Here is a 26731-nt window from a genome sequence, read left to right on the forward strand (position 1 = left end):
CGGCGGCCCCGCGCAGGCGATGCCCCAGATCCGATCGTGCTGGACGGCGTCGTCCTCATGGACATCCGCATGCCCGAGCTCGACGGGCTGGAGGCCACCCGCCGGATCGTCGCGGCCCACAAGAACGTCCGCGTGCTCGTCCTGACGACCTTCGACCTCGACGAATACGTCCACGACGCCCTGCGCGCCGCAGCGAGCGGTTTCCTTCTCAAGGACACCCCACCCGCCGAACTCGTCGCGGCGATCCGGGTGATCGCCCGGGGCGAGGCGCTGCTGGACCCCGGGATCACCAAGCGCCTCATCGAGCAGTTCGCCCGGATGCCCGAGCCGGGCCGCCGCTCGACCATCGGCCGTCCCCCGGTCGGCGTCGCGCCGGACCGGGGCGAGTGCAGCCTGCCGCAGCGGCCCGACGCCCCCACCGACCCTGACAGGTTCCCGGCGGGGGCGTCGGCGTTCCCGCTCCCGTCCCGGCCACTGGGGCGGGTGATGTGTGTCACTTCGGGCGGGCCCGTGCAGCATGCAGCGGTGGAAGGCCGTCATGGGTGCGGGAACATCAAAGGAGGAGAGCATGAGTGCATCGGCGTGCAGCTGGTGAGGCTGGGCAGGCGCGGCAGGGATGCCCGGAGGATCGACTTCGTCGAGTTCGTCCAGCAGCGCTCGGCGGCGCTGTTCCGGACCGCCTACATCCTGACCGGAAGTCAGGACAGTGCGGAGGACCTGCTGCAGGAGGCCCTGGAAAAGGCGTGCCGGCACTGGAACCGGGTCGCCGTCGCGGACTCGCCGGAGGCCTACGTCCGCCGGATCGTGGTGAACCTGGCCAACGACCGGTGGCGCAGGCTCCGCCGGATCGGCGAGCGTTCGCACGACGTGGAGCACGCCGACCCCCGCGATCCGTACCGGCTGGTGGATCTCCGTGACGAGCTGGTGCAGGCACTGCACGCCCTGCCGATCGGGATGCGCAGCGTCGTGGTGCTGTACTACCTCCACGACATGGGGGACCGGGAGATCGCCGAGGCGCTCCGGATCTCACCCGGCTCCGTACGCTCGCAACTCGCCCGCGGGCTGGCCAGACTGCGCACCGCGGTGCCCCAGCCCGAACCGCCTCCGCCCGCACCGGACGGCCACCGAACCGCCCCGCTGCCCCAGTTCGAAGGTGCGTGATGACCCCGTTCCCGCCCGACGACCAGACCGGACACCACGGCCCCATGCCGGGCCCCGACTTCAGAGAGGCACTGATCCAGGCCATGGACGACTTCGCGAACGACGCACACCCCCCCGCCTTCGACGGCACCGCCATCCTGCACCGTACTCGCCGACGGCGCGGCCTCGTCGCCGTCACGGCATCGGCGGCCGCCATCGTGCTCACGGCCGGCACGGCCTTCGCCCTGCACGACTCCGGCCGGCCGACCGGCCGCAACGCCGCCGCTTCCGGTGTCTCCGCGACCGCGTCCGCCGTCCCGAACACCCCCTCGCCCGTCCCCGGCACCACCGCCACCGCGTCCCCCGGCGTCCCGATGGGAAGCGGGACGCCCTCGCCCAGCGCCCACAGCGAACCGGGGCCGGGCGACGCCTCCGTCACCGTCCCCGCGGTCCTCGGCATGACCCAGGACCGGGCCGAGAAGATCCTCACGGAGGCCGGACTGAAGATCGGACGCGTCCAGGACTTCACCGACTGGAACACCCCGGCCGGAGCGGTGATCAACACGGAGCCACGGCCCGGTGCCGCCGTCGCCCCGGACTCGGCCGTCGTCCTCTTCGTCTCGAAGGGGAAGCCCTGAGCAGGCTCAACCGGCGCCGACCCGGCCGGGCCCGGTGCCCGGCGGGCCCCGGGCCGTCTCTGCCGACCCGTGCCCACCCGTACCCACCGCGCCCAAGGGGCGGCGACCCCTTGTCCGGGGCCGCTGGTCTGCCGAATCGGGCCCGTTGCCCGGCGGGCTGGTGGAGGTGCGGGCGGAGGTGTCGGCGGAGGTGCCGTACGGCTCCTTGTCCGGACCAGGCAAGGAGCCGTACGGCCGGTGCGGCAGGTCGGAGGCCCGGTCGCCGTCGCCGGGGTCGGACGCCGGGAGAGCGGTGACGGCATCGAGCATGGCCTGCAACCCGCGCCGCAGGCGCTCATCAGCATCGTCACCGAATGCGCAACCGTGCTGGCGCTCCTCGCAGCCGGATACCTCACCGTGCGGCACGGAAAGCTACCCGCATCCCGTCCACCGACCGCGAGCTGAAGACGAACGACGCCACGCAAGACCCCGTTGCAGGCCACCGCGCTCATGAACCGGCGCGCTGCGGACGCCTCATGACGGGCCACCGGCGCACCGCGTTGGAGGGGGCCCGCGCGAGATCTTCCGAAAGCTCATCCTCCGCACCCCCCCGTGAACTCGCCGGCCACGGCAGGCTGATCGCACCGTCGTAGACGAGGTGGGAGCAGGCGGCCGGCCGCGTCACCCAGGTGCCGCACGTGCCCCGAGATCGGCTGCGCGGCGGTCGTCAGGCGTCGGGCGGGCGGATCCGACCGGTCCGTTTGACCGTGCTGAGAATCCGGGTCACCTCCAGGCTGCGGGTGTCGTCGATCGATCCGACGGTCCTGGTCAGGAAGGTGTAGAGCCCGCCGAGGTCCTCGGCTGCGACGGCCACCAGCAGGTTCGCCGTTCCGGTCGTCGCCGCGGCGAACCGTACCTGCGGATGCCGGCTCAGCTCGTGTCCGATCGCTTCCAGGCTGCCGGGGCCGGTGGCGATCCACAGCAGCGCCTCGGTGCCGATGCCCAGCAGTCTCAGGTCCAGTTCGCACGCCAGTCGGACCATGTGCCCGGAGGTGAGCAGGTCCAGGCGACGGCGCACGGTCGAGGCCGAGGTGCCCAGTCGGGTGGCCAGGTCGTCGTAGCCGGCGCGTGCGTTGGTGGCCAGCTGGTCGATGAGTGCCTCGTCCAGCGGTTGGATCTCGGGCGCGGCGCCGGGCTCGCGCAGGATGGGGGTGAGGGAGTCGAACTGATCGGTGGTCAGCAGTCCCCCGCTCCAGGCGAACCCCGCGGGGAACACCTTCATCAGGTCGTAGGCGTCCCAGGACTGGACGTCGGTGGTGGCGGGCAGGTCGCGCAGCAGGAGTGAGGTGCGGGCCTGGGGTCCGTCGAGGAAGAGCACGCTGCTGATCTCGTCCCCTCCGCCGAGGATGTCGACCCACACCGTGTCGGCCCGGCGCGCGAGCCCCGCGGCGATCGCCCTGATGCGGCTGGGGCGGCACCGGATCCGCAAAGCCATCGGGATCAGGTGCGGAAAGCGGTCGGGATTGCGCACCGCGGTGGGCCGCAGCGTGCCGTCGTGCAGCAGCGGCGTCGCGCGGCGCACGACCGTGCGCTCGGAGAGGCCGAGGGTCCTGGCGACCGTTCGCCAGGACGCTCGCGGCGACGCCATCAGCACCGCGGCGATCCGTCGCTCCGTCTCGTCCAGCTCCGCTCTGACATGTCCCATATCCAGCAGAATCCCATGACTTCTGGCGTACATCACGCAGCGATGCAGGGTCTATCGCGGCTTTCCGTTGCTCGACGATAGACCAGAGCCATCCCCGCTCCGGCAAGGAAGGCGATACCCATGGACCTGATCGAGCGCCCCGTGGTGACCACCGAGTCGGGCAGCGTCCGAGGCACTGCCGAGGACGGCGTCGCCGCCTTCCGCGGCGTCCCCTACGCGGCTTCGCCGGTGGGAGAGCGGCGTTTCGCCGCCCCCGCGCAGCACCCGAGATGGCCGGGCCTGCGCGACGCCGACCGCCCCGGCCCGTCCGTCCCGCAGAGCCCCTCCCGTCTGGAAGCGGTCATGGGACGGCGCACGCCCGACTGGAACGAGGACGGCTCGCTCACCCTCAACGTGTGGACCCCGAGCCTGCCGGCCGACGGCGCAGCCCCGCGCGCCCTGCCGGTCCTGCTGTGGTTCCACGGCGGCGGGTTCACCAGCGGATCCGGTGGCTGGGACTGGTACGACGGCCGCAACCTGGCCGCTGCCGGCGAGATCGTCGTCGTCACCGCCAACTACCGTCTCGGCCCACTCGGCTACCTCTACCTGCCGGAACACGGCATCGAGAACCTCGGCGTGCAGGACCAGGCAGCCGCCCTCGCCTGGGTGCGTCGCAACATCGCATCCTTCGGCGGCGACCCCGACAACCTCACCGTCGGCGGCCAGTCCGCCGGAGCGTTCTCCGCCCTCTACCTCGCCCTCTCCCCGGTCACCGGCCCGCACATCAACCGCCTCATCACCCAGAGCGGCCCGTTCGGGCTCGGCCCGCAAGACCCCGAGGAAGCCGCCGACCACGCCCGCAGCTACCTCGACCTCCTCGGGCTGAACGGCAGCCCGGACCCGCGCGCCGCGCTGCGCGCCGTCCCGGTCGTGCAGCTCCTGGCCGCCTACCAACAGCTCTCCCAGGACCTCTCCCGCCCGGGCAACGTCGCCCCGCCGATGTACCCCGTCCTCGGCGCCACCGGCATGCCGGTGGCCTGGCAGCAGGCCGTGGCCACCGGACGGCTCGACGGCAAGGACCTGCTGACCGGCACCACCAGGAACGAGATGACCTCGTTCTTCGCGTTCGACCCGCGCATCCGAGCCATCACGGCCGGCCAGGCCCGCTCGATCGTGGCCGGACAGACCGGCGGCGGCGCCGAGCGGTTCGACCGCGCCGCCGCCCGGCTCCCGGGCGCGGCACCGAGCGAGGTCCTGACCGAGGTCGCGACGGAACTCGTCTTCCGTGACGGGACCATCGCCATCGCCGACCACCATGCCGCGGCCGACAACCCGGCCTACGTTTACCAGTTCGACCACGCCCCGGCCGGCGACCCCGCGCCTCTGGGGGCCGCGCACTGCGTCGAACTCCCCTTCTTCTTCAACACCTTCGACGCCTACCCCGACAGCCCCATGCTCGGCGAGGCCACCGCCGCCGCCCGCGCTCTCGGTGATACCTTCTCCCGCGCGGCAGCGGCCTTCACAGCCACCGGGCGGCCCGCCACGGACGGGTGGCAGCCGTACGCATCCGCAGACCCGACGAGTATCCGGCACTTCGCCTGATACGCGCCTCGCCATCCGGCCTCCCGGGTCCCAGGAGGCCGGCGTTGGTGCCGACAGCGGCTCATTGCCGGTTCAGTGGCTCCAGCGCGAGACCGGCCAGTGCGTGGCCACCTGATGCTGCGGATCCCCACCGCTGTGCTGGGGCCGCAGCGGCGCGCCGTCGACGGTGGCGAAGACGCGCCCCTCCGGTGGCGCGTCCGGCGGGAGCAGGGACGACTGGTGGTCGGCCTGGCGGTGGACGGCGGCCATGGCCCGCCGCGCCACCCCGACGAGGGCGGTTTTGTCCGCCGTCCTTCTCGGGGCAGGGGGAGTCAGTCGCGGGTGCCCAGGGTGTCGTGCGAGACCTGCCAGAGCAGGGTGGCCGCCTCGGTGTCGAGTGCGTATTCGGCGACGCCGGTGCGGGCGCCGAGTTCGCCGCGGACGGCTTCGTTGCAGTCCTCGAAGTAGCGGCCGCTGACGCCCTCCAGCAGTGGCGAGGCCGCGAGCAGGACGGAGGTCGCCGCGCCCTGCTCCGTGGTCTTCCACTTCAGCTCCGTGCCGCCGGCGGCCTGGGCGCGCAGCCGGGCTAGCTCCTCGTCGGAGACGTGGCGCTGGAGGTTGGTGCGGATTCCGCCGGGCATCAGGGCGTTGGCGGTGATGCCGTCCGCGGCCCAGCGCTTGGCGGCCTCGACCGCAAACAGGACGTTGGCGGTCTTGGACTGGCCGTAGGCGGACCAGGGCTCGTAGGGGCGCTCGCGGAAGTGGATGTCGTCGAAGACGACGGGGGAGCGGTGGTGGGCGCTGGAGCTGACGGCCACGACGCGCCGCCGTCCTGCGCCAGGGCCGCGTGCAGGCCGGTGGACAGTGCGAAGTGCCCGAGGTGGTTGGTGGCGAACTGGAGCTCCCAGCCCTCCGGTGTGCGGAGCTCGGGCGAGGCCATCACGCCGGCGTTGTTGACCAGGATGTGCAGCGGCCCGTCCCAGGCGGCGGTGAACGCGGCGACGGAGGCCTGGTCGGCCAGGTCCAGGGGATGGACGTGGATGTCCTTGTTGCCGGTGGTCGCGGTGATGTCCTCGGTGGTGCGGGCGCCTACGGCGAGGTCCCGGACGGCGAGGGTGACCTGGGCGCCCGCCGAGGCGAGGGCACGCGCGGTCTCGACGCCGATGCCGGAGGCCCCGCCGGTGACGACGGCGCGGCGGCCGGTCAGGTCGACGCCCGCGATGACCTCGGCGGCGGTCGACTCGGCGCCGAAGGGCGTGGTGAAGCGAGCGGGGGGACGGAGGATCCTCCGCTTGCAACCGACCCGCGTTCGAACGGAGTAGGTGGCCGACCGCCCGCGGGGCAGGAGGAGGAATCGCCGTGACCGCCGCCAACCCCCGGCCGCTGCGCGCCGACGCGCGCCGCAACCGCGACCGCTTGATCGAGGTGGCCGCACGGGCCTTATCGAGGACGCCGCCCAGCAAGACCCGCTGAACCACCCACTGGGTTGCGCCTCAAGTGCCCACTGAACGCGGCGCGGTTTTCAGTGGGCGGAGAGTCCGCAGCGCCCTCAAGGTTTGACCATCAGATGTCGCAACTGATCAAGCAACCGAACCCGAAGGAGCGGAAGATGAGCGAACGCAGCAAGTTCCTGGAACCGATCACCCGGGAGAACGCCGCCGTGGTGCTGGTCGACCACCAGGTGGGCCTCCTGTCCGGCGTCCGGGACATCCCCCTGGGCGAGCTGAAGCACAACGTGGTAGCGCTGGCGAAGGCGGCGACCGCGCTGGACGTTCCGCTGGTCGTGACCACCACCGCGGCCGAGAGCATGTGGGGGCCGACCTTCCCCGAACTGGTCCAGGCCCTGCCCACCGGGCAGAAGATCATCGACCGGAGCACGGTCAACGCCTGGCACGACGGCAGGGTCCGCGAGGCCGTCGAGGCCACCAGACGGCAGAAACTGATCTTCGCAGGGGTGTCCCTGGAGGTATGCGCGGCACTGCCGGCGATCGCCGCGACAGCGGCCGGGCACGACGCGTACGTCGCCGTGGACGCCTCCGGCACCTTCAGCCGGACGAAGCGGGAGGCCGGACTGCTGCGCATGCAGCAGGCGGGCGTGGTCGTCAGCGACTACGCCACCCTCATGGTCGAGGCGCTGGCCGACAACGCCGCCCCCGAGTCCGGCGCCGTCTACGCCGCCCTCGACATGCCGTTCGCCGTCCTGGTCGGCCAGATCTCCGCGGCCTACCAGGCATAGAGGCCACGGAAGCAGCAATGTAGGACCGGCAGGGCTCGCGCGAGTCCGGTACTCCCGCGCGCGGAGCGGAAAGTTCACCGCTGCGGATCCCGCCGACGTGGCGAGCGCGTGACGGGCTCATGGACGCCCTCGCGTCCGCGCTGGATGGGCGACTGCCGCTACCGGGAGGGCGCGCTCGCGCGGGCTTCGAGGAACGAGAGAGCCGGAGAGTTGTCCCGCGAGCGCGTTCCAGCGTGCGGATCGTTCCCCGCTCTGCCTCCCATGGCGGCTCCGGTTCGAAGCCGCGGTCTCCCTCCGCTCGGGTGACCGCCTGTGGGTCCTCTGCCCCGGTTGCCGTGGGCCATGCAGGGCATCAAGTGCCGCCGTTCGACGGATGCGGCGGTTGGTCCGATGCGGCTGTCGTCCGGTTGGGACACCTTCCTTGCACGGGGGTACCGGGGGATAGCACGGCCCGAAGAGGAGCCCGGTGTCGTCCGGGTTCCGCACCGCTTGCCCGTCATTCACCTGTGTGGTTGGAGAAAGGACCCTCGCGTTGTCTGATCCTGTCGTCCTCGTCACGGGCGCGCTCACCGGTATCGGCCGTGCCACCGCCGTCGCTTACGCCCGTCAGGGCGCGAACCTGGTGGTCTCCGGCCGCCATGAGGACGTGGGTGAGCAACTCGTCAGGGAACTGGCCGACCTCGGCGCCCAGGCTGAGTTCGTGCGTGCCGACGTCCGCTTCGACGCCGAGGTGGAGGAGCTCGTCGACCGCGCGGTCGCGCGGTTCGGACGGCTCGACGTCGCCGTCAACAACGCCGGCACCGAGGGAACGCCGTGCCCCGTCGGCGAGGTGACCGACGAGCGTTACCAAGGCATCTTCGACACCAACGTCAAGGGGACGCTGTTCTGCCTGAAACACGAGTTCCGGGTCATGAGGGAACAGGGCGGCGGCAGCATCGTCAACGTCAGTTCCTGCTTCGGCCTGATGGGCTACCCCGAGGCGGCCCTCTACGTCGGCAGCAAGCATGCCGTCGCCGGCATCACCAAGGCGGCCGCACTCGAAGGCGCCGCTCACGGTGTCCGCGTCAACGCGGTCGCGCCCGGATTCACCCGGACCGCCATGTACGAGCGGTTCACCGGCGACGACGCGGCGCGTGACGCGGTCGATTCGGTGCTGCCCATGCACCGGGCGGGTACCCCGGAGGAGATCGCCGAGACTGTCCGCTTCCTGGGCTCGGCCGAGGCGAGCTACGTCACCGGGCACATCCTCCTGGTCGACGGCGGCCTCATGGCCGGCGGGCCCCTGTTCCCGAGCCCGTGAACCGGGTCAGAGGCCGGTCACGGCCCGAGTACGGCTATGAGGAGCACAGATGGCCGCTGCTGCGGCCAGGCATGACGGCCGTGCGCGCACCGCGCGTTACATGACCCGGGGATGTGGCCCCGCCGGCCCCGACCGGATGTGAGGGAGCGATGAGCGAAGCACGTGATCACCAGGAGAGCGGCGCCTATGACGTGGTCGTGCTGGGTGCCGGTCCGGTCGGCCAGAACGTCGCCGACCGTGCCCGCGCCGCCGGCCTCACCGTGGCCGTCGTGGAGCGTGAACTGGTCGGCGGCGAATGTTCCTACTGGGCCTGCGCCCCCAGCAAGGCCCTACTGCGGCCGGTCATCGCTCTCGCCGACGCCCGCCGCGTGGACGGAGCCCGGCAGGCCGTCACCGGTCCGCTCGACACCGACCGGGTCTTCGCCCGCCCGACCATTACGTCAGCGACTGGGACGACACCGGACAGGCCGAGTGGGTGAAGTCCATCGGTGCCGACCTCTTCCGCGGTCACGGCCGCCTCGACGGCCCTCGCCGCATCACGGTCACCGGGGACGACGGCGAACGCCTCACCCTCACCGCCCGGCACGCAGTCGCCATCGCCACCGGCAGTCGGCCGCTGCTGCCCGACCTCCCGGGCATCGGGGAGGTCCGGCCCTGGACGAACCGGCACGGCACCGACTCCAGCACCGTGCCCGGCCGGCTCGCCATCGTCGGGGGCGGCGGCGGCGCCATCGAGATGGCCACCCTCTGGCAGGGCCTGGGCTCCCAGGTCACCCTGCTCGCCCGCCGCCGCCTGGTCTCCCGCATGGAACCCTTCGCGGGCGAGCTCGTCGCACACAGCCTCACCCAGGCGGGCGTGGACGTGCGGATCGGCACCCAGGTCGCCGCCGTGCGCCGCCCGGACCCCGCCGGGCCTGTCACCCTCACCCTCGACGACGGCAGCGACCTGCGGGCCGACGAGGTCATGTTCGCCACCGGTCGGGCCCCCGGCACCGAGGACATCGGCCTGGACACGGTCGGTCTCTTTCCGGGCACGTGGCTGGAGGTGGACACCACGTGCCTGGTCCGCGGGGTCGACGGCGCGTGGCTGTACGCCGTGGGCGACGTCAACCACCGGGCCCTGCTCACCCACCAGGGCAAGTACCAGGCGCGGCCCGCCGGCGACGCCATCGGCGCCCGCGCCGCGGGCCTGCCCCTGGACGACGGCCCGTGGGGTGACCACGCCACCACCGCCGACCAGCACGCCGTGCCCCAGGTGTTCTTCACCGACCCCGAGGCGGCCGCCGTGGGCCTGACCGCCGAGCAGGCGGCCCGGTCCGGCCACCGCGTCAAGGTCGTCGACCTCGACTTCACCGCCGCCCAGGGCGCCAATCTCCACGCCGACGACTACCGTGGTCACGCGCGGATGGTGGTCGACCTCGATCGGGAGGTCCTGCTCGTCTGGTTCCCCCTCATCCTCGACCTGTCGATCCCCTACGCCGGTGCCGCACGACTGCCCGAAGACGTCTACCTCGGCCGATGGCTGGCCATCACCGCCGTGCTCTTCGCCGCCTCCGCACTGGCCCTCGCACTCAAACTCCGCCGCGTCCATCGAGCCGCCCGCGCCACCAAAACGACCCGCAGCGGGTCGTGACGCCGCACCATGACGTTGAGGAGATACGACGTAGGCCGGCCCGGCACCGAGAGTGGGGCGCGGCACCAGGTCGTGCCACCCGGTCGGGGCAGCCGTCGGCGGCCGGCACGTGCGATCCACCGATCGTGGTGATTGGGTGGGGGTGAATCCGCCGTGCAGGGAGGCTGGGATCAATGACACTCGTCAGGCGCCTGGAGAGCTCTGCGGCGCAGGCGACTGCTCACGTCGTCCCGGCGGGGCCGCGTCCGGTCCGAGGTGGACGGGCTGCGACGCATGAGTGCGCGACCGATCGGTGACCACGCGTTGCTGTCCGACTGCCGCTCGGCCGCGCTGGTCACCTGCGACGGCTCGGTGGACTGGTTGTGCCTGCCCCGGTTCGACAGCGCGGCGATCTTCGCCCGACTCCTCGACGAGGACGCCGGCCACTGGTCCATCCGCCCTACCGGCTCGGTCGACATCAGCCGCCGCTACGTCGAAGACACCCTTGTTCTGGAGACGACCTTCCGCACGACCGCGGGTACGGCGGTCCTGCACGATGCCCTTGCCCTGGGGCGGCGCGAACGCGGGCACGCGCTCGGCACCAATTCCCCCGGAACGCTCCTGCGGCAGATCACCTGCACCGAAGGGTGGGTGAACATCGAGATCGCCTACGCCCCGCGCCCGGAGTTCGGACTCGTCCACCCACTGCTCTCGACCGTGCGAGGCGGGCTCGCGGCATACGGGGGCGCCCATGTTCTGCTGCTGTCGAGCCCCGTCGACCTGCGGGTGAGCGGCTCCACAGCGCACGGCCGAATCCCGCTCTCGGCGGGGCACCGCCTCGAATTCGCCCTGCACGTCGAACCGGCGTGGGAAAGGGAGCCGGTGGGCTGGCGGGCGGGGCGGATCCGGCGCCGCATGTCCGACACCATCGACGGCTGGCGCTCCTGGTCGAAGCTCCACCGCGGCTACGTCGGCCCCTGGCAGGACGAGGTGGGCCACAGCGGACGCGTGCTGCGAGCCCTGACCTTCGCGCCCACCGGAGCCATCGTCGCCGCGCCCACCACCTCCCTGCCCGAGACAACGGGCGGGACGCGCAACTGGGACTACCGCTACACCTGGGTCCGCGACGCGAGCTTCACCCTTCAGGCGCTTGCCACGGCCGCCTGCGACAAGGAGAAGAACCGCTTCTTCGGCTTCCTCGCCCGGGCCGCGGCAACCCAACTCGACCGCGGCGTCGACCTGCAGATCATGTACGGCATCGGCGGGGAACGCGACCTGAGCGAGCGGCTCCTGCCCCACCTGACCGGCTGGCGCAACAGCCGCCCCGTTCGAATCGGCAACGACGCCTGGCGCCAACGCCAACTCGACGTCTACGGCGAACTCCTCGACGCCGCCCACCAGACCCTCCCGCCCGGTGAGCCCCTCGACCCGGCCACACGCACCCTCCTGCTCCATGCGGCCGAGGCAGCCGCCCAACGGTGGCCCCAACCGGATCAGGGCATCTGGGAAAGACGCGGACCCAGCAGACACTTCCTCCACTCGAAACTGATGTGCTGGGTCGCCCTGGACCGCGCCATCGCCATGGCCCCCGCCCTCCAGGCCGACGAACGCCTGCCCCACTGGCAGCACGAGCGCGACCAGATCCGCCAAGCCATCGAACGACGTGGTTGGAACTCCGACCTGGGCGCCTTCACTCAGGCATTCGACAGCGACGACCTCGACGCCTCCGTGCTGATGCTGCCCATCGTCGGCTTCCTACCACCGCACGACCCCCGCGTCCAATCCACCGTGTTCGCCATCGCCACCCAACTGACCGACCGCAACGGCCTGGTCCGCCGCTACCTCACCGACGAGCTGCGGGAAGAAGAAGGCACCTTCCTGCTGTGCACCTTCTGGCTTGCCCAAGCCCTCGCCCTCACCGGCCACACCACCCGCGCACGACACGCCTTCCAGGCCGCCCTCGCACACGCCAACGACCTCGGCCTGATGGCCGAGGAGACCGACTCCACCACGGCAGAGGCACTCGGCAACTTCCCCCAAGCCTTCAGCCACATCGGGCTCATCAACGCCGCTCGCGCTATCCGCGATGCCGAGCGACAAACGATGCGCGCCCAGTAGGTGAACGACACGTGTCCACGGCGTGCAGCACGAACGGAAGCCACCCGTTCTCCGTGCCGGTGGTGTTGCCTCGTCACCGGCAGCGGCGAATGGCCGGCAGAGGCTTCCGGTCAGCCTGCCCTGCCGTCTTCGGCCTGCAGGAGTTCGACGATGATCTCGATGCCGAGCGCGTAGGCCGGCGTGCCGGAGGTGATGAGCGAGGTCTCGGCGACGCCGATGAGGTCGGCGATGCCGGCGCCCGCATGGAGCGCTCCCCGGGCGTGGATCCGGGCGGGTTCTGCCCGGCCGAGAGCCAGCAGCTGCCCGAAGTGGACCAGCTGCTGTACCCGCCCGCCGAGTGGACTGTCGGTCAGCACGATGTGCCGCAGTGCCGCGAACGCCTCCTCCGTAGGGAGCTGGCCGAAGGCTTGAGCCACCCGCAAACGGTCCTCCCCCCACCCGGGACGACTCCGAGCGTCGAGCGGTAGCGATCCCGCAGAACCTCGGAACGCTGCGTGAAGATGTCATCCGTCATGACGAAACTCGTGCGATCGAGGCTCGGACAGCCTTCAGGGCGCCTTCGGGGAAGTTCACGGCCCCGCCGATCGCTGCCGCGGCGATCTCGGCCTCGGCCCTTTCCTCGATCGCCACCACGAGGGGGCCGACGGCAGCCGCGTCCGGGCCGAACACCAGCAGGCCGTGGTTGGCCAGAAGGACCGAGGCTGTCGTGGGGCGTGGTTCCCAGCTACTCCAGCGAGGACTACACCGACGCCACCGGCCGCCGCACCGTCTCGGTGTTCACCTCCACCATCTTCGGACTGGCCGAACCCGAAGCCGGAGCCGCCGAGCAGGCCCTGGTGACCGCGGCGGTGTGGACGATGCTCCACCAACCCGTCCCCACGAGCGCGATGCCGACCGCGTCCGGCTGAAGCCACGCGAACACCGGACCGGCCAGGGGCTCGGCCCTGGCCGTGGGCGCTTGCGGGATCGGCAAGCCACTCGCGCAGGTAGCCGGCCACCGTTGTGCAGCGGTCCTCGTAGACCCCGCGCAGCTCACCGTCCAGCACCCGTGCCATCTCCCGGGCGGCTTCCGCGTGGGTGGCGAAGCCACCGCGGCGGCGGGTGCGGCGACGGCCGTCCTAGGGGGCGAGGTCGACGGCGTACGTCCACGTACCGTGCTTGGCGTCCGCGATCAGCTGCGGGCACCACGGGCCGAGCTGCTTCCTGTTCTCGTCCTGGCAACCGCACCGGCGGTAGACCCGGCCCCTGCTCCTGCGCTGTCCCATCGGTGATTCCTCCTTGGACTGGATGATGCCGGGTCCAAGGTTCGCCGGGCGGCCGGGCTGACTACGCCGGCTCAGGCCTCGTAATCGAAGTGCGCCGTGACCGGCGCGTGGTCAGACCACCGCTCGGCGTGGGAGGCGGGCCGCTCCACGTATGCCTTCGTGGCTCGGCGTGCGATACCCCCCGTTGTACAAATCATGTCGATTCGCCAGCCGGAGTCGTTGTCGAAGGCGCGGCCGCGGTAGGACCACCAGGTGTAGGGGCCGGTGCGGTCGGGGTGGAGGGCGCGGACGACGTCGACGTAGCCGGCCTCGTCGTAGACGCGGGAGAGCCAGGCGCGTTCCTCGGGGAGGAAGCCGGCGGACTTCTGGTTGGCCTTCCAGTTCTTGAGGTCCTCGGGGCGGTGGGCGATGTTCCAGTCGCCGCAGACCACGACCTCGCGGCCGGCGGCGGTGGCGCGGGCGCGCAGGGCGGTGAGGTGGACGAGGAACTCCACCATGAAGCGTTCCTTCTCATCCTGGCGCTCGGTGCCGACCTCGCCGGAGGGCAGGTAGAGACTGGCGACGGTCAGGCCCGGGAGGTCGATCTCGACGTAGCGGCCGGAATTGTCGAATTCTTCGGATCCGAATCCGATCGCGGTGCGCTGCGGTTCCTGGCGGGAGAGGATGGCGACGCCGGCCCGGCCCTTGGCGACGGAGGGGGCCCAGACCGCGTGCCAGCCGTCCAGGTCGCGCAGTTCGACGGGCAGCTGCCCGGGCTCGGAGCGCACCTCCTGGAGGCAGATCACGTCCGCCTCCGTTCCGGCCAGCCACTCGACGAAGCCCTTCTTGGCGGCCGCCCGGATTCCGTTCACGTTCACACTCGTCACCACGATCACCCGGGCAGCCTACCCATTGGTCGTGTCCGTCCCGAACCGTGACGCGCGGCGGGGGTCGTGGCACGGCGCCGGCGCGGGCTGTCGTGAACGTGGCATGAATGTTCGCGACGGTCGTATCAAGCCGTGCCATTGGTCTTGACCATCTCCGGAGGCAGCCCCTAGGGTCGCTTACTGCAAGGACCTTTAATAAAGAAGGACGGATAAAGGCTCGCTCTCCCACCTGCCGCAACAGCGGGCAGCGGGCCCGGGTTCCGCCCTCCTTGTCGTAGGGCGGACAGACCAGGTGGAGGACACGGTGGGCACGGTCGGGACGACGGGACAGCTTTCGGCGGTGCCGGAACCGAAGTACTGGCATCTGCGCACGGTGCTGCTGCGGGCCATCGACTCGGAGTTCTCCACCGGCGAGGTCCTGCCGAACGAGCGCGACCTCTCCGCCCGCTTCGGTGTCGCCCGGGCGACGCTGCGGCAGGCCCTGGACCAGCTGGAGCTTGAGGGCCGGCTGGTCCGTCGCCGGGGGATCGGCACCCTGATCGCCGCCCCGCGGGTCGGCGTCCCGGTCAACCGGCAGGAGGAGGGCTGGCCCGGAGCCGGCCGCAGCCAGGCCTGGCGCACGGTGGACTGCACCACCGCCCCGGCCTCCGCGCAGCTGGCCAAGGGCCTGGGCATCGCCGAGGGCGCCACCGTGCACACCGTCCGCCGGGTCCGCCTGGTCGAGGGCCGTGCGATGGCGACCGAGTCGCTGCACGTCCCGGCCTCCGCGCTGCCGCACCTGCCCGGCTTCCGGGCCGAGAGCGACCGGGCCCGCTCGGTGCTGCGTCAGCTGGAGCGTCTGGAGGTGGACGGTGAGTCCCGCGCCGTCGAGCTCGGTGTCGCCGAGGCCGACGAGGCCGCCCTGCTGGAGCGCCCCCCGGGCACCCCGGTGCTGGTCATGACCACCCAGTACGCCTCGGCCGGCCGCCTGGTGGCGCTCGCGGTCTCCACCTACCGCGCGGACACCTGCAAGCTGACCTTCGGCGAGACCGGCCTGGTCGAGGTCACCCCGGTCGCCGCGACCTCCGAGGTCCGCACCGCCTCCTGAACCATTCCGCACCCACCCTCGGACAGCGGCCCGGACGCCAACTGGCGTCCGGGCCGCTGTCGTTGTCTGGCCTCCGGTCCCCGACCTTCGACCCCCGCGCCCGACCTCCGGGCCTGGGGTGGGTCCGGCTCACACACGGGGCGGGTCCACCGCGAAGAGCTGGTCCTCCACGTGGTCCAGGGCGACGCGCAGGGCGCCCATGGAGACGACCTCCGAGCCGAGCGCGGCCAGCGCCACCTCCGGCGCCCGCAGGGTGAACTGGGCCAGCCGCTCGCGCAGCGGCTCCAGGACGCCGTCCAGGCCGGCCGCCCAGCCACCGATGACCACCAGCTGGGGGTCGATGGCGAGGACCAGGGCGGCGACGCCCTGGACGAGCCTGGTCAGGAAGCGGTCCATGGCGACCTTGGCGACCTCGTCGCCCTCCCGGGCGAGCCGCAGGACGCGGGCGACGGCGGCCTCGTCGAGGGGGTTGAGCGGCTTGCCGGTGGTGGAGAGCAGCTTCTCCGGGGTGACTTCCTGGCCGAGCAGGTGCAGGGCGCCGATCTCGCCGGCGGCGCCGCCGTAGCCGCGGTGGAGCTTGCCGTTGATGAGCGATCCGGCGCCGGGGCTGAGGCCGGCCATCACGAAGACCACGTCGTCGGCGCCGACGGCCGCGCCCTGCCAGTGTTCGGCGATGGCGGCGAGGTTGGCGTCGTTCTCGATCAGGACGGGGCAGCGGAAGGAGCGCCGCAGTCGGGCGCCGAGGTCGAGGCCGGTCCAGCCGGGCATCGCGGTGCCGAGCCGGATGGTGCCCTCGCGGTCGACGATGCCGGGGGTGCCGATGCCGACGGCCCACAGGTTGTCCCGGGAGATGCCCGCCTTGCGCAGGACCTCGGCGACGGCGGCGCGGACGGCGGTGAGCCGCTCCTCCGCGTCCAGGGTCTCGTCGACCGGCTTGAAGTGACTGCCCACCACCTCGCCGGTGAGGTCGGCGAGGATGACCCGGATGTCGTGCACGCCGATCTCGATGCCGAGGATGTGCCCGGCCTCGGCGCGGAAGCGGAACCAGCGGGCCGGGCGGCCGCGGCGGCCGGTGCCCGGCTGGCCGTCCTCCCGGGGCTGCTCGACCTCGGCGACCAGTCCGGTCTCGACCAGGCCCTCGATCACGCCCTCGACGGTCGGCCGGGAGAGCCCGGTCTCGCCGACGAGCTGAGTGAGGGTCACGGAATGGCCGGTCCGCAGCGCCCGAAGCGTGACCGCCGCGTTGATCCGCCGCAGCAGCGAGGAGTCTCCTCCGGTGAGCCGATCCGCCAATGCGATGCCCTTCGCCGTTCGCGCGACTGCCCTGGCGCGCGGTGTCGAGTGCGCGGAGCCCACCGAGTGGCCCGCGGGGGTCTGCCCCCGGTACGCCGGCACGGGCGGCGCGCCGCCGCCCGCCGGACAGGCCCTGGGGCCGGAGCCTACCGGGGGACGCCCCGGCGCGGCGAGGATTCCCGCAGCTCACCCGGGCTTCGGTATCGAAATGGTACGGATCGGGGTGGCAGTACGTGACCCTTGCTTCACCGGTCGAGCACGGCCGGCCCCCGCCCCGGGCGCCGGCCCCGTACGGACCAGCGGGAGCGCACCGACAGCAGCGAGCCGATGCTGAGCCAGGAGCACGCGGAGAACGCGCTGAAGACGGAGCCGGCCGAGCCGACGGACAGCACGCTGCCGACCGAGCCGATGGAGAGGACGGACCCGACCGAGCCGATGGACAGCAGCGAGCCGATGGAACCGATGGAACCGATCGAGCCGAGCGAGGTGCGGGAGCGGATCGAACGCACGGAAGCGGCCATGCGCCCGATCGTAGCCCGCGGACGGTGCGGTCAGTCGACCCGTGCCGCGAACAGTCCCTGCCCCAGCAGCCCCATCGGGTGCCCGTCCGCCGGCAGAGTGAGCACGGTGGGGCAGCCCGCGGCGGTGAGGGCGCCCCGCCAGTGGTCGGCCGGGTGGGCGGTGAGGCCGCGGTGGTCACCGGTGATCAGCAGGTCGAGCTGTTCGGTGACGGGTGCGAGCAGCAGCAGCCGGCCGCCGGGGGCGAGCTGGTCGACGAGCGCCGGAACCTCCTCGTCGGGACGGCCGGCGGCGGTGGCGACCACGACGTCGTAGCGTCCGCCGTCGGGGGCGAGGTGGTGGTCGGCGTTCTGCCGGGGCCGGGCGGCCAAGGCGCGGGCGACGGCGGTCTCGGCGCCGTCGCGGTCGAGTTCGAGGACCCGCAGCGGCCGCGGCCCGTCGTGGGTCTCGGCGGTGGCGCGCACGAGTGTGCCGAGCGCGGCGCCGAGGTAGCCGCGGGCGGCGGCCCAGCGGACCGGGGCGGCGGCGGGGCGGGGCGTCTCCTCGCCGGTGAGCAGCTTGGGCAGGCGCAGTGCGCTGCGTCGGACCCGATCCAGAACGGGGGCGGTGCCGAGGCCGTCGGCCCAGCTCTCGACGGCGGGCCGCCAGGCCTCCCGGACGTGGGCGGCGGTGATTTCGGGGGTGCCGTGGAAGAGCGGGCCCTGGGCGCCGCCGTCCTGGCGGGTGATCAGGCCGTGCCGGGCGAGGGCGTCCAGCCAGCGGCCGACCCGGGGGCGCTGGGCGGGGGTGACGAGGGCGGTGGCCAGGAGTTCGGCCTCCGACCAGCCGCGGGAGGGGTCGGTGAGCACTCCGGCCTGCTGGAGGGTGTGCAGCAGGGCGCTGAGGACGGCCCGGTCGAGGTGGGCGCCGAACCCTGTGATCTGTTCGGCGGTGACGCCGATGCTGTGCTTCCAGGCGGCGGCGGTGGCGGTCTCGGCGTCGGCGCGCAGCCGCCGGTCGGCGGCCTCGGCCTGGCTGTGCGGGGCACGGACGTGGGCGAGGACGGCGCCGAGGGCGTCGACGGCGGCGTACACGTCGTCCTGCCGGGGCTCCGGTCCGACGTGCAGGACCAGGCGCAGCGCGGCGAGGCTGTGCTCGGCCAGGCCGGGCTGGCGGCTGAGCCGCCAGAGCAGGGTGGAGGGCAGGCTGAGGTGGGTGGTGCCGTTGGCGGCGATGGCGGTGAGCTGCTGTTCGGGCGCCTGGTCGGGGTCGGCGCAGTGCACGGTGCCGCCGGCCAGCAGGGTGGCCAGGGCGAGTTCCACGGCGAGGTCGGTGGCCGGGTGCAGCACGGTGTGCCGGATCGGTGGCGGGCCGAGGACGCCGGCCCAGTGGCGGAGCCGCTCCTCGGCGGCGCGGGCGGCGGAGGGCGCCAGTGCGGCGTGTTCGGCGACGCGATCGGCGAGGGCCCGCGGCAGGCCGCCCGGCGGGGAGACGCCGAGCAGCAGGCCGATGCCGCTGATCGCGCGTCCGTCGGCGACGACGGCGGGCCGGTCGCCGAGCTCGCGCAGCGCGCTGACCAGCGCAGGGGTCGAGGCCAAGGTGATCACTCCGGGGTGCGGGGGAGAAGCCGCACTACTGAACCATGGGTCCGGGCCCGCAGCGGGCGCCGCCGAGTCAAAATTCCGTAATGATTTTCATATCGGCCAGCCAAGCGGCGACGGGAATCCCGGCACGAAGGCGCCGGAACCTCGCATTCCGGAACCACTGCGCACGCTATTGACAGGTGTGTCCGGGTGCTGGATTACTTGGCCAGGGCCCGTCCAGACCGAACGATCGGTCGGGCTCCCAGGATCGGCCGACCTGCGAAGGAGCGACGATGACCGGCAGCTCATCCGAACCGGGACGGGGCCCGGACCGAGGCCTGGGGCGAGGCCTGGGGCGACGCCTCGGACGAGGCCCGGGGCGACGCCTGGGGGAGCCGATTCCACCCGCCCTGCTGGACGCCGGTGAACGGATGGGCGTCGATGAACTGCGCGCCCACCAGCTCGACCGCCTCCGCGCCACCCTGCGGCACGCCTACGACAACGTCGAGCTCTACCGCCGCAAGTTCGACGCGGCCGGCGTGCGCCCCGAGGACTGCCGCACCCTGGACGACCTCGCCCGGTTCCCCTTCACCACCAAGGCCGACCTGCGCGAGGGCTACCCCTTCGGCATGTTCGCCGTCCCGATGGAGCAGGTCCGCCGGATCCACGCCTCCAGCGGCACCACCGGGCGCCCGACCGTGGTCGGCTACACCGAGAACGACCTGTCCATGTGGGCCGACGTGGTCGCCCGCTCGATCCGCGCGGCCGGCGGCCGCCCCGGCCACAAGGTGCACATCGCATACGGCTACGGGCTGTTCACGGGCGGCCTGGGTGCCCACTGCGGCGCCGAACGAGCCGGCTGCACCGTCATTCCGGCCTCCGGCGGCATGACCGCCCGGCAGGTTCAGCTGATCCAGGACTTCCGCCCCGAGATCATCATGGTCACCCCGTCCTACCTGCTCACCCTGCTGGACGAGTTCGAGAAGCAGGGCCTCGACCCGCGCGCCAGCTCGCTGAAGGTGGGCATCTTCGGTGCCGAGCCCTGGACGGAGGAGATGCGGCGCGAGATCGAGGAACGGCTCGACCTGCACGCCGTCGACATCTACGGCCTCTCCGAGGTGGTCGGCCCCGGCATCGCCCAGGAGTGCGTGGAGACCAAGGACGGGCTGCACATCTGGGAGGACCACTTCTACCCGGAGATCGTGGACCCCTTCACCGACCTGGTGATGCCCGCGGGCGAGGGCGGCGAGCTGGTCTTCACCTCCCTCACCAAGGAGGCGCTGCCGGTCGTCCGCTACCGCACCCGCGATCTCAGCAGACTGTTGCCGGGCACCGCGCGGCCGGCCTTCCGGCGGATGGAGAAGGTCACCGGGCGCAGCGACGACATGATCATCCTGCGCGGGGTGAACCTCTTCCCGACCCAGATCGAGGAGATCCTGCTGCGCACGCCGGGTGTCGCCCCGCACTTCCAGCTGCGGCTGACCAGGCAGGGGCGGATGGACCACCTGACGGTGCGGGTGGAGGCCCGCCCGGAGGCGCCCGCCGAACTGCGGGCGGCGGCCCGGGAGTCGATCGTCCGGGCGGTGAAGGACGGGGTGGGCGTGACGGTCGCGGCCGAGGTGGTGGATCCGTACACGTTGGAGCGCTCGGTCGGGAAGATCAAGCGGGTGGTGGACGAGCGGTCCTGAGAAGTGGGACGAGCGTTCGCGCAAAGAGGACGAGCGTTCGCGCGAAGAGGAGGTCGGAGGCGCACGGCTGTCCGGGGGGTGATGCCGTGCGCCTCCGACGTCTACAGCAATGTAGACGGTCAGTGGGCGATGAGTCCAGCCACGCGGCGGTGGGATCGTGCGGACAGGGCCAGGGCTACCGCCATCAGCACGGCCAGGGCCAGGCTGACCGGGCCGGTGCCCAGGCCGATGCCGCCGCGGTCCGCGCCGACGCCCAGCCAGTCCGCGAACGAGGCGCCCAGCGGGCGGGTCAGCACGTACGCCCACCAGAACCCGGCCACGGGGCCCACCCAGCGGGCCCGCGCCGCCACCGCCGGAACGGCGATCAGCACCGCGAAGCCCACACCGGCCACCAGGTAGCCGAGGTCGAGGGTGGCCGCCGTCAGGTCGCCGAGCGCGGTGCCCAGCGCGAAGGTCAGCAGCACGGCCGCCCAGTAGAACAGCTCCCGGCGCAGCCCGGTCACCCGGTCGATCGCCAGCGAGCCCTCCACCAGGTGCCAGAGCAGGAACAGCGCCGCCAGCGCCCCCGCCAGCGCACCGGCCGACAGCGCGTACGGGACGCCGAGCGCGACGTGCGCCACGTCGGCGACCATCGTGCCGAACACGCTCACCAGCACGACCACCGCCCAGTACAGCCCGGGCACGCAGCGGCGGGTGCGCAGCTGCACCAGCAGGGTGACGGCCAGCAGCAGTCCGGCGGCGCCCACCGCCAGGACCGGGTCGAAGGTCTTGGCGAGGAAGTCCGACAGGGTCTCGCCCATGCCGGTGGTCAGCACCTTCACCACCCAGAACCAGCCGTCCACCACGGGGACCTTGCTGGCGGCCCGGACGCCGTCCGGCGCGGCGGGGCGGGGTGCGGCCGGCGCGTAGGACCGGGCCACGTCAGCCCTCCGAGCCGTCGACGACGGTGTTGGAGGTGAGCTGGCCGTCGGTGCCGTCCACCGTCACCAGGTGGCGCACGCCGTCCTGGCCGACGACCGTCACGGCCCAGGCCGCGCCGCCGCCCTGCGCGGTCACCCGGCTCAGCGACTCGGCACGGCCGCCGGGGACGGCGGCCTGGGCCTTGTCCAGGGCGGCGGAGGCGGCGAAGGAGGGCAGCGGGGCGGGCGCCTCGCCGTGGCCGTGCCCGCGCTGCTTCCCGTGCCCGTTCCCGGTCCCGTGCTCGTTCCCGGTCCCGCGCTCGTTCCCGTACTCGTGACCGTTCCCGTACTCGTGCCCGTTCCCGTCCTCGGACCGGGCCGCCGCCTCGCGCTGCCCGTGCCCGTGCCCGCGCTCCCCGTGTCCCTCGTGCGCCGCTGCCGCGACCGCGAGCCCGCCCCCGGCGAGCAGCGCCACCGCCGCCACCGACGCGGCTATCCGGCGCTCCCGCCCGCCCGCCCAGGCGCGCAGGCGCTCCGCGCGCCGACGGCGGGGCGCGAGCGGCGGCACCTCCGGGATCTCCGGCTCGATCCCGGGCTGCGGGGTGGTGGACGACAGGGGGTCGGTCATCGGGGGCACTCCTTGCCTCGTGCGGCTGCTGCGCTCAGCGTCCGGCCCGGTACCGCCCGGGCCGCGCCCGGCGATCATGGCGGACCGTACCTGAACCTGCGCTTAAGGCGGGTCGGGAGCTCTCAGGAGCACCTGGCACCCTGAAGGGATGCACATACTCGTCGTGGAGGACGAACACCGGATGGCCACCGCGCTGCGGCGCGGGCTGGAGGCCGACGGACACACCGTCGACACCGCCCACAACGGCCCCGAGGGCCTCGCCCTCGCCGAGCGACACCCCTACGACGTGATCGTCCTCGACATCATGCTGCCCGGCCTCAACGGCTACCGGGTCTGCGCCCGGCTGCGCGCGGGCGGCTGCCGGGCCGGCATCCTGATGCTCACCGCCAAGGACGGTGAGTGGGACGAGGCCGAGGCCCTGGACACCGGTGCCGACGACTACCTCTCCAAGCCGTTCTCCTTCGTCGTGCTGCTCGCCCGGCTGCGCGCCCTGCACCGGCGGATCGACCGGCAGCGCCCCCGGCTGCACACCCTCGGCGACCTGGTCCTGGACGCCAACGCCCGCACCTGCACCCGGGCCGGCACCCCCACTCACCTGACCGCCCGCGAGTTCGCGATCCTGGAACACCTGGCCGCCCGGGCCGGGACGGTGGTCTCCAAGCGCGAGATCCTCGACCACGTCTGGGACGCCGACCACGACGCCGACCCGAGCATCGTCGAGGTGCACGTCCACGCGCTGCGGCGCAAGATCGACGCGCCCTTCGGCCGGGCCGCCCTGCAGACCATGCGCGGCGCAGGCTACCGGCTCGACCCGGCCGGCGGCTGACGTGCTCCGACCTCGGCAACTCCCCTCTCCACTGCGCCGGTTCGTCCCCCGTACGGTACGGGCCCGGGCCACCGCGGCCGCCGGTACGGTGCTGGCCGCCGCGCTCGCCCTGGCCGGGGCCGGACTGCTCGCCGCCGTGCACGCCGACCTGGTCGCCTCGGCCGCCTCCGCCACCCGCCAGCAGGCCGAGTCGGTCGCCCAACTCGCCGTCCAGGGGCGGCTGGTGCCCGTCCTGCACCCCGCCCACGGCACCGACTTCCTCCAGGTCGTCGACGCCCGCGGCACCGTCCTCGCCGCCAGCCCCAACCTGGCCGGCCGCCCCGCCCTGGCCACCGCGCGGCGCACCGGCTCGCACACCACCGACGACGTCGACCCGCTGTACGACCACCACCGCCAGCGGCTCGCCGCCGTCACCGCCGACACCCCCGACGGGCCGGTCACCGTCTACGCGGGCGCCTCGCTGCGCGCCGCCGACGAGGCCATGGACATCACCCAGGCCGGGCTGGCCGTCGCCTGCCCGCTGCTGCTGCTCACCGGGGTGGTGGTCACCTGGAAGGTCACCGGGCAGGCGCTGCGCCCGGTGGAGGCGATCCGCGCCGAGGTCGACGCCATCACCGGGCAGGACCTGCACCGCCGCGTCCCCGAACCCGGCACCGCCGACGAGATCGCCCGGCTCGCCGCCACCATGAACGCGATGCTCGACCGGCTGGAGGCCTCCGGCCGCCGCCAGCGGCAGTTCATCGCCGACGCCTCGCACGAACTCCGCAGCCCCCTCGCGGTGTTGCGCACCCAGCTGGAGGTCGCCGACACCCACCCGGACCCGGCGGTCCGCGCCGAACTGGTGCACGGCGCCCTGGCGGACACCGACCGGCTGCAGAACCTGGCCACCGACCTGCTGCTGCTCGCCCGGCTGGACGCCGGCGGCACCGACGACCGCCCCCGCCATCGGATCAACCTCACCGACCTGGTCGCCACCACCGTCCTCGCCCGCCCGTCCGGCCCCCACCGCCGCACCACCGACCTCGCCCCCGGGGTCACCGTCGACGGCATCCCGCTCTGGCTGGGCCGGCTGCTCACCAACCTGCTGGACAACGCCGACCGCCACGCGGCCACCACCGTGCACGTGCGCCTCGGCACCGACCCGGCGCGCGGCCTCGCCCTGCTGGACGTCGAGGACGACGGCCCCGGCATCCCGCCCGCCGACCGCGAGCGGGTCTTCGAACGCTTCACCCGCCTCGACGACGCCCGCTCCCGCGACCACGGTGGCACCGGCCTGGGCCTGTCGATCGCCCGCGACATCGCCCGCCACCACCACGGCACCCTCGCCGTCACCCCGACCCCGACCGGCGCCCGGCTCACCGCGACGATCCCGCTGACCGCGGCCGACTGAGGGCCCGTGCTCTCGCGGCGGCCGTCTGAGGGCTCGTGCTCTCGCGGCGGCCGTCTGAAGGCGCGTTCTCCGTCCTGGCGACCGGGCGGGAGCCGTACCCGGAAGGCCCTATGCTGCGGGCATGCCGAGTGAGCTGCGAACTCTTCGAGCCGACGCCGACCCCGCCTTCATCCGGCGGGAGACGGAGCTGACGCCCGTACCCTTCGTGCCCGAGATCCGCCTGCACATGGCGCAGGACGCCATCGCGCTGTGGGAGACCACCGAGCGCGAGCGCGGCCGGGACGGACTGCCGCCCCCGTTCTGGGCGTTCGCCTGGGCCGGCGGGGTGGCGGTCGCGCGCTACGTCCTGGACCACCCCGAACTGGTCGACGGGCGAGCGGTGTTGGACATCGCCGCCGGATCCGGACTGGTCGGGGTGGCGGCCGCGCTGCGCGGGGCGAAGGAGGTGCGCGCCGCCGAGATCGACGCCTACGCGGTGGCCGCGATCGAGCTGAACGCCGAGGCCAACGGCGTACGGGTGGCGGGCGCCCTGGTCGACCTGGTGGACGGGGACGGCGCCCCCGCCGAAGTGGTGCTCGCCGGGGACGTCTTCTACGAACGGGCCATGGCCGCCCGCTTCCTGCCCTTCCTGGAACGGGCCGCCGCCCGCGGCGCCACCGTGATCGTCGGCGACCCGGGCCGGGCCTACCTGCCCCGCGAACGGTTCACCGCCGTCGCCGCCTACCAGGTGCCAGTGGTCGCGGACCTGGAGGACGCCTCGGTCAAGACCACCACCGTGTGGCGCCTCGGCTGACCCGCGCCTGCCGCGCTCGGCGCGCAGTCGCGCGCGGCGCCGCCTGGCGGCCTTCGGCGAGTTGAAGCGAGCGCCGGGTGCGGCCCTCGGGTGATCCGTCCCGGGGGCCGCACCGCTGCCGTTGCGCCCGTCAGCCGCGCAGGCGGGCCAGCCAGGCCTCGACCTCCTCGGAGCCGCGGGGGAGGTCGGCGGAGAGGTTCTCGTTGCCGTCCTCGGTGACCAGGATGTCGTCCTCGATCCGGACGCCGATGCCGCGGTACTCCTCCGGCACCGTCAGGTCGTTCTCCTGGAAGTACAGGCCCGGCTCGACGGTGAGCACCATGCCCGGCAGCAGCGTGCCGTCGACGTGCTCCTCGGTGCGGGAGTGGGCGCAGTCGTGGACGTCGATGCCGAGCATGTGGCCCGTCCCGGCCAGGGTGAAGCGGCGGTGCAGGCCCAGCTCGTACACCTTGTCGGCGGTGAGGTCGCCGAACAGGCCCCAGGCGGTGAGGTGTTCGGCGAGCTCGCGCTGGGCGGCGTGGTGGAAGTCGCGGAAGTCCGCGCCCGGCCGGACGGCGGCGATGCCGGCCTCCTGGGCGGCGTGCACCGCGTCGTAGACCTTGCGCTGGATGTCGGTGAAGCGGCCGGAGACCGGCAGGGTGCGGGTCACGTCGGCGGTGTAGAGCTCGTTGGTCTCCACACCGGCGTCGAGCAGCAGCAGGTCGCCGGGGCGGGCCTGGCCGTTGTTGCGCACCCAGTGCAGGGTGGTGGCGTGCGGTCCGGCGGCGGCGATGGTGCTGTAGCCGACGTCGTTGCCCTCCAGCCGGGCCCGGACGAAGAAGGTGCCCTCGATCAGCCGCTCCGGCGTCGCGGCGTCCGTGCCGAGGACGCGCACCACGTCCTCGAAGCCGCGGGCGGTCGCCTGGCAGGCGAGACGCAGCTGGGCGATCTCGAACTCGTCCTTCACCAGGCGCATTCCGGACAGGAAGACCTCGAAGTCGGCGTCCCGCTCGGCGGTCGTCCGGTCCCGCAGGGTCTCCTCCACCCCGGCGTCGTGCCCGCGCAGAACCCGGACCGGGGCGGTGGCCGCGGCCAGGTCGGCACACACGGTGCGGACGTCCCGGCAGGGCAGGCCGAACAGCCGCTCGCTCTCGGTCAGGCTGTTGCGGCGCCCGTCCCACAGTTCGCCGTGGCCGTCCAGCCAGAACTCGCCGCTCTCGATGTCGGAGCGGTCGCGCAGGTAGAGCACGGCCCGGTGGCCGCTGTCCCCGGTGGGCTCCAGCACCAGCACGGCGTCCTGGGACTGGTCGCCGGTCAGGTAGACGTAGTCGGAGGACGGGCGGAAGGGGTAGTCGGTGTCGTTGGCCCGTACCTTGGGGTTGCCGGACGGGACCACCAGCAGCTCGCCCGGGAAGGCGGCGGACAGTTCGGCCCGGCGACGCTCGGTGTGGGCGGCCTGCGGGACCGGCTCCAGGGCGTGGCGCTCGGTGTCGGCCCAGCCGTGCTTCATGCTCTCGGCGAGTTCCTCGGTCACCCCGCGCGTGAGGCCGTTCTTGCGGTACCTGATGGACGGGGTGGACTCGGTGGGCTGGGCGGGCTGGGCGGGCTCGGTCACAGCGGACTCTCCAGAGGGGGATACGGCGCACCG

At 72.9% G+C, this 26731-nt stretch carries 24 protein-coding genes and 3 pseudogenes; 15 read left to right on the forward strand and 12 right to left on the reverse strand.

What is annotated here, in order from left to right; genetic code table 11:
• Positions 1-39 precede the first annotated feature (39 nt).
• The 4 genes and pseudogenes from BOQ63_RS37130 to BOQ63_RS37145 form a co-directional block, all read left to right on the forward strand.
• A pseudogene (locus BOQ63_RS37130) lies at positions 40-330 on the forward strand (response regulator); the annotation flags it as partial.
• Positions 319-1161 carry a SigE family RNA polymerase sigma factor gene (locus BOQ63_RS37135; RefSeq protein ID WP_454130581.1) on the forward strand — a complete coding sequence of 281 codons (843 nt, stop codon included), beginning with the start codon at positions 319-321 and terminating at the stop codon, positions 1159-1161. The pseudogene BOQ63_RS37130 and the gene BOQ63_RS37135, both read left to right, overlap by 12 nt.
• Positions 1161-1778, forward strand: a complete 618-nt coding sequence (locus BOQ63_RS37140) for a PASTA domain-containing protein (RefSeq protein WP_030278944.1) — start codon at positions 1161-1163, stop codon at positions 1776-1778. Before BOQ63_RS37135 ends, BOQ63_RS37140 begins: the two co-directional genes overlap by 1 nt.
• A 237-nt stretch (positions 1779-2015) precedes the next feature.
• Positions 2016-2222: a hypothetical protein gene (locus tag BOQ63_RS37145; protein ID WP_030550754.1), complete on the forward strand. Its 207-nt coding sequence runs from the start codon at positions 2016-2018 to the stop codon at positions 2220-2222.
• 262 nt (positions 2223-2484) lie between these two features.
• Here the strand turns inward: BOQ63_RS37145 and BOQ63_RS37150 are convergent, their stop codons facing one another.
• On the reverse strand, positions 2485-3462 hold the full coding sequence (locus BOQ63_RS37150; RefSeq protein WP_072655743.1) for an Lrp/AsnC family transcriptional regulator: 978 nt from the start codon (positions 3460-3462) through the stop codon (positions 2485-2487).
• A gap of 120 nt (positions 3463-3582) precedes the next feature.
• On the opposite strand from BOQ63_RS37150, the gene BOQ63_RS37155 reads away from it, so the two are divergent.
• Complete coding sequence (locus tag BOQ63_RS37155) at positions 3583-5043, forward strand: carboxylesterase/lipase family protein (protein ID WP_072655744.1); 1461 nt, start codon at positions 3583-3585, stop codon at positions 5041-5043.
• Between the two features lie 72 nt (positions 5044-5115).
• Here the strand turns inward: BOQ63_RS37155 and BOQ63_RS37160 are convergent, their stop codons facing one another.
• Together BOQ63_RS37160 and BOQ63_RS37165 are read right to left on the reverse strand one after the other, a co-directional pair.
• On the reverse strand, positions 5116-5292 hold the full coding sequence (locus BOQ63_RS37160) for a hypothetical protein (RefSeq protein ID WP_167395831.1): 177 nt from the start codon (positions 5290-5292) through the stop codon (positions 5116-5118).
• Positions 5293-5354: 62 nt separating this feature from the next.
• A pseudogene (locus BOQ63_RS37165) lies at positions 5355-6307 on the reverse strand (SDR family NAD(P)-dependent oxidoreductase).
• A gap of 324 nt (positions 6308-6631) precedes the next feature.
• Between BOQ63_RS37165 and BOQ63_RS37170 the strand changes: the two are divergent.
• From BOQ63_RS37170 to BOQ63_RS37185, 4 genes and pseudogenes are all read left to right on the forward strand, one after another.
• Positions 6632-7258, forward strand: a complete 627-nt coding sequence (locus tag BOQ63_RS37170; RefSeq protein ID WP_072656437.1) for an isochorismatase family protein — start codon at positions 6632-6634, stop codon at positions 7256-7258.
• 466 nt (positions 7259-7724) lie between these two features.
• Positions 7725-8558: an SDR family NAD(P)-dependent oxidoreductase gene (locus BOQ63_RS37175; protein WP_223886148.1), complete on the forward strand. Its 834-nt coding sequence runs from the start codon at positions 7725-7727 to the stop codon at positions 8556-8558.
• A 149-nt stretch (positions 8559-8707) separates the two neighbouring features.
• A pseudogene (locus BOQ63_RS37180) lies at positions 8708-9996 on the forward strand (dihydrolipoyl dehydrogenase family protein); the annotation flags it as partial.
• Between the two features lie 468 nt (positions 9997-10464).
• Positions 10465-12288: a glycoside hydrolase family 15 protein gene (locus BOQ63_RS37185; RefSeq protein ID WP_072655745.1), complete on the forward strand. Its 1824-nt coding sequence runs from the start codon at positions 10465-10467 to the stop codon at positions 12286-12288.
• A 110-nt stretch (positions 12289-12398) separates the two neighbouring features.
• On the opposite strand, the gene BOQ63_RS37190 is transcribed toward BOQ63_RS37185, so the two are convergent.
• On the reverse strand, positions 12399-12704 hold the full coding sequence (locus tag BOQ63_RS37190) for a carboxymuconolactone decarboxylase family protein (RefSeq protein ID WP_223886149.1): 306 nt from the start codon (positions 12702-12704) through the stop codon (positions 12399-12401).
• A gap of 297 nt (positions 12705-13001) precedes the next feature.
• Here BOQ63_RS37190 and BOQ63_RS37195 point away from each other — a divergent pair, with 297 nt between their 5' ends.
• Complete coding sequence (locus BOQ63_RS37195; protein ID WP_030278924.1) at positions 13002-13196, forward strand: hypothetical protein; 195 nt, start codon at positions 13002-13004, stop codon at positions 13194-13196.
• 210 nt (positions 13197-13406) lie between these two features.
• Here BOQ63_RS37195 and BOQ63_RS37200 read toward each other — a convergent pair whose 3' ends face one another.
• Together BOQ63_RS37200 and BOQ63_RS37205 are read right to left on the reverse strand one after the other, a co-directional pair.
• Positions 13407-13553: a hypothetical protein gene (locus BOQ63_RS37200; protein WP_157846553.1), complete on the reverse strand. Its 147-nt coding sequence runs from the start codon at positions 13551-13553 to the stop codon at positions 13407-13409.
• A gap of 71 nt (positions 13554-13624) precedes the next feature.
• Positions 13625-14428, reverse strand: a complete 804-nt coding sequence (locus tag BOQ63_RS37205) for an exodeoxyribonuclease III (RefSeq protein ID WP_030278922.1) — start codon at positions 14426-14428, stop codon at positions 13625-13627.
• Between the two features lie 331 nt (positions 14429-14759).
• Between BOQ63_RS37205 and BOQ63_RS37210 the strand changes: the two genes are divergently transcribed.
• Positions 14760-15506 carry a GntR family transcriptional regulator gene (locus tag BOQ63_RS37210; protein WP_223886150.1) on the forward strand — a complete coding sequence of 249 codons (747 nt, stop codon included), beginning with the start codon at positions 14760-14762 and terminating at the stop codon, positions 15504-15506.
• Positions 15507-15635: 129 nt separating this feature from the next.
• Here the strand turns inward: BOQ63_RS37210 and BOQ63_RS37215 are convergent, their stop codons facing one another.
• From BOQ63_RS37215 to BOQ63_RS37225, 3 genes are all read right to left on the reverse strand, one after another.
• A complete protein-coding gene (locus tag BOQ63_RS37215) occupies positions 15636-16799 on the reverse strand; it encodes an ROK family transcriptional regulator (protein WP_030550746.1) in 1164 nt (387 codons plus the stop codon).
• A gap of 245 nt (positions 16800-17044) precedes the next feature.
• Positions 17045-17320, reverse strand: coding sequence for a hypothetical protein (locus tag BOQ63_RS37220; RefSeq protein WP_107488592.1), 276 nt, complete (start codon positions 17318-17320; stop codon positions 17045-17047).
• 30 nt (positions 17321-17350) lie between these two features.
• Positions 17351-18895: a class I SAM-dependent methyltransferase gene (locus BOQ63_RS37225; RefSeq protein ID WP_150476270.1), complete on the reverse strand. Its 1545-nt coding sequence runs from the start codon at positions 18893-18895 to the stop codon at positions 17351-17353.
• Positions 18896-19311: 416 nt separating this feature from the next.
• Between BOQ63_RS37225 and paaK the strand changes: the two genes are divergently transcribed.
• Positions 19312-20568: a phenylacetate--CoA ligase PaaK gene (paaK, locus tag BOQ63_RS37230; RefSeq protein ID WP_223886151.1), complete on the forward strand. Its 1257-nt coding sequence runs from the start codon at positions 19312-19314 to the stop codon at positions 20566-20568.
• A 119-nt stretch (positions 20569-20687) separates the two neighbouring features.
• On the opposite strand, the gene BOQ63_RS37235 is transcribed toward paaK, so the two are convergent.
• Entirely contained in the window at positions 20688-21488 is an 801-nt protein-coding gene (locus BOQ63_RS37235) for a COG4705 family protein (protein WP_046385903.1), read from the reverse strand.
• Between the two features lies 1 nt (position 21489).
• The gene (locus tag BOQ63_RS37240; protein ID WP_150476271.1) at positions 21490-22095 is read right to left on the reverse strand and encodes a hypothetical protein; all 606 of its coding nucleotides are present in this window, start codon (positions 22093-22095) and stop codon (positions 21490-21492) included.
• 148 nt (positions 22096-22243) lie between these two features.
• Between BOQ63_RS37240 and BOQ63_RS37245 the strand changes: the two genes are divergently transcribed.
• The 3 genes from BOQ63_RS37245 (at position 22244) to BOQ63_RS37255 (ending at position 25104) form a co-directional block, all read left to right on the forward strand.
• Positions 22244-22921 carry a response regulator transcription factor gene (locus BOQ63_RS37245; RefSeq protein WP_030278905.1) on the forward strand — a complete coding sequence of 226 codons (678 nt, stop codon included), beginning with the start codon at positions 22244-22246 and terminating at the stop codon, positions 22919-22921.
• A 1-nt stretch (position 22922) separates the two neighbouring features.
• Positions 22923-24311 (forward strand): sensor histidine kinase, encoded by a 1389-nt coding sequence (locus tag BOQ63_RS37250; protein WP_223886152.1) that lies wholly within the window; start codon positions 22923-22925, stop codon positions 24309-24311.
• Between the two features lie 121 nt (positions 24312-24432).
• A complete protein-coding gene (locus tag BOQ63_RS37255) occupies positions 24433-25104 on the forward strand; it encodes a class I SAM-dependent methyltransferase (protein WP_030278901.1) in 672 nt (223 codons plus the stop codon).
• Between the two features lie 130 nt (positions 25105-25234).
• Here BOQ63_RS37255 and BOQ63_RS37260 read toward each other — a convergent pair whose 3' ends face one another.
• Positions 25235-26698: an aminopeptidase P family protein gene (locus BOQ63_RS37260; RefSeq protein ID WP_030550736.1), complete on the reverse strand. Its 1464-nt coding sequence runs from the start codon at positions 26696-26698 to the stop codon at positions 25235-25237.
• Positions 26699-26731: the final 33 nt, after the last annotated feature.

Origin of the sequence: Streptomyces viridifaciens (assembly GCF_001888885.2) — a bacterium.
Taxonomy (GTDB): domain Bacteria; phylum Actinomycetota; class Actinomycetes; order Streptomycetales; family Streptomycetaceae; genus Kitasatospora; species Kitasatospora aureofaciens.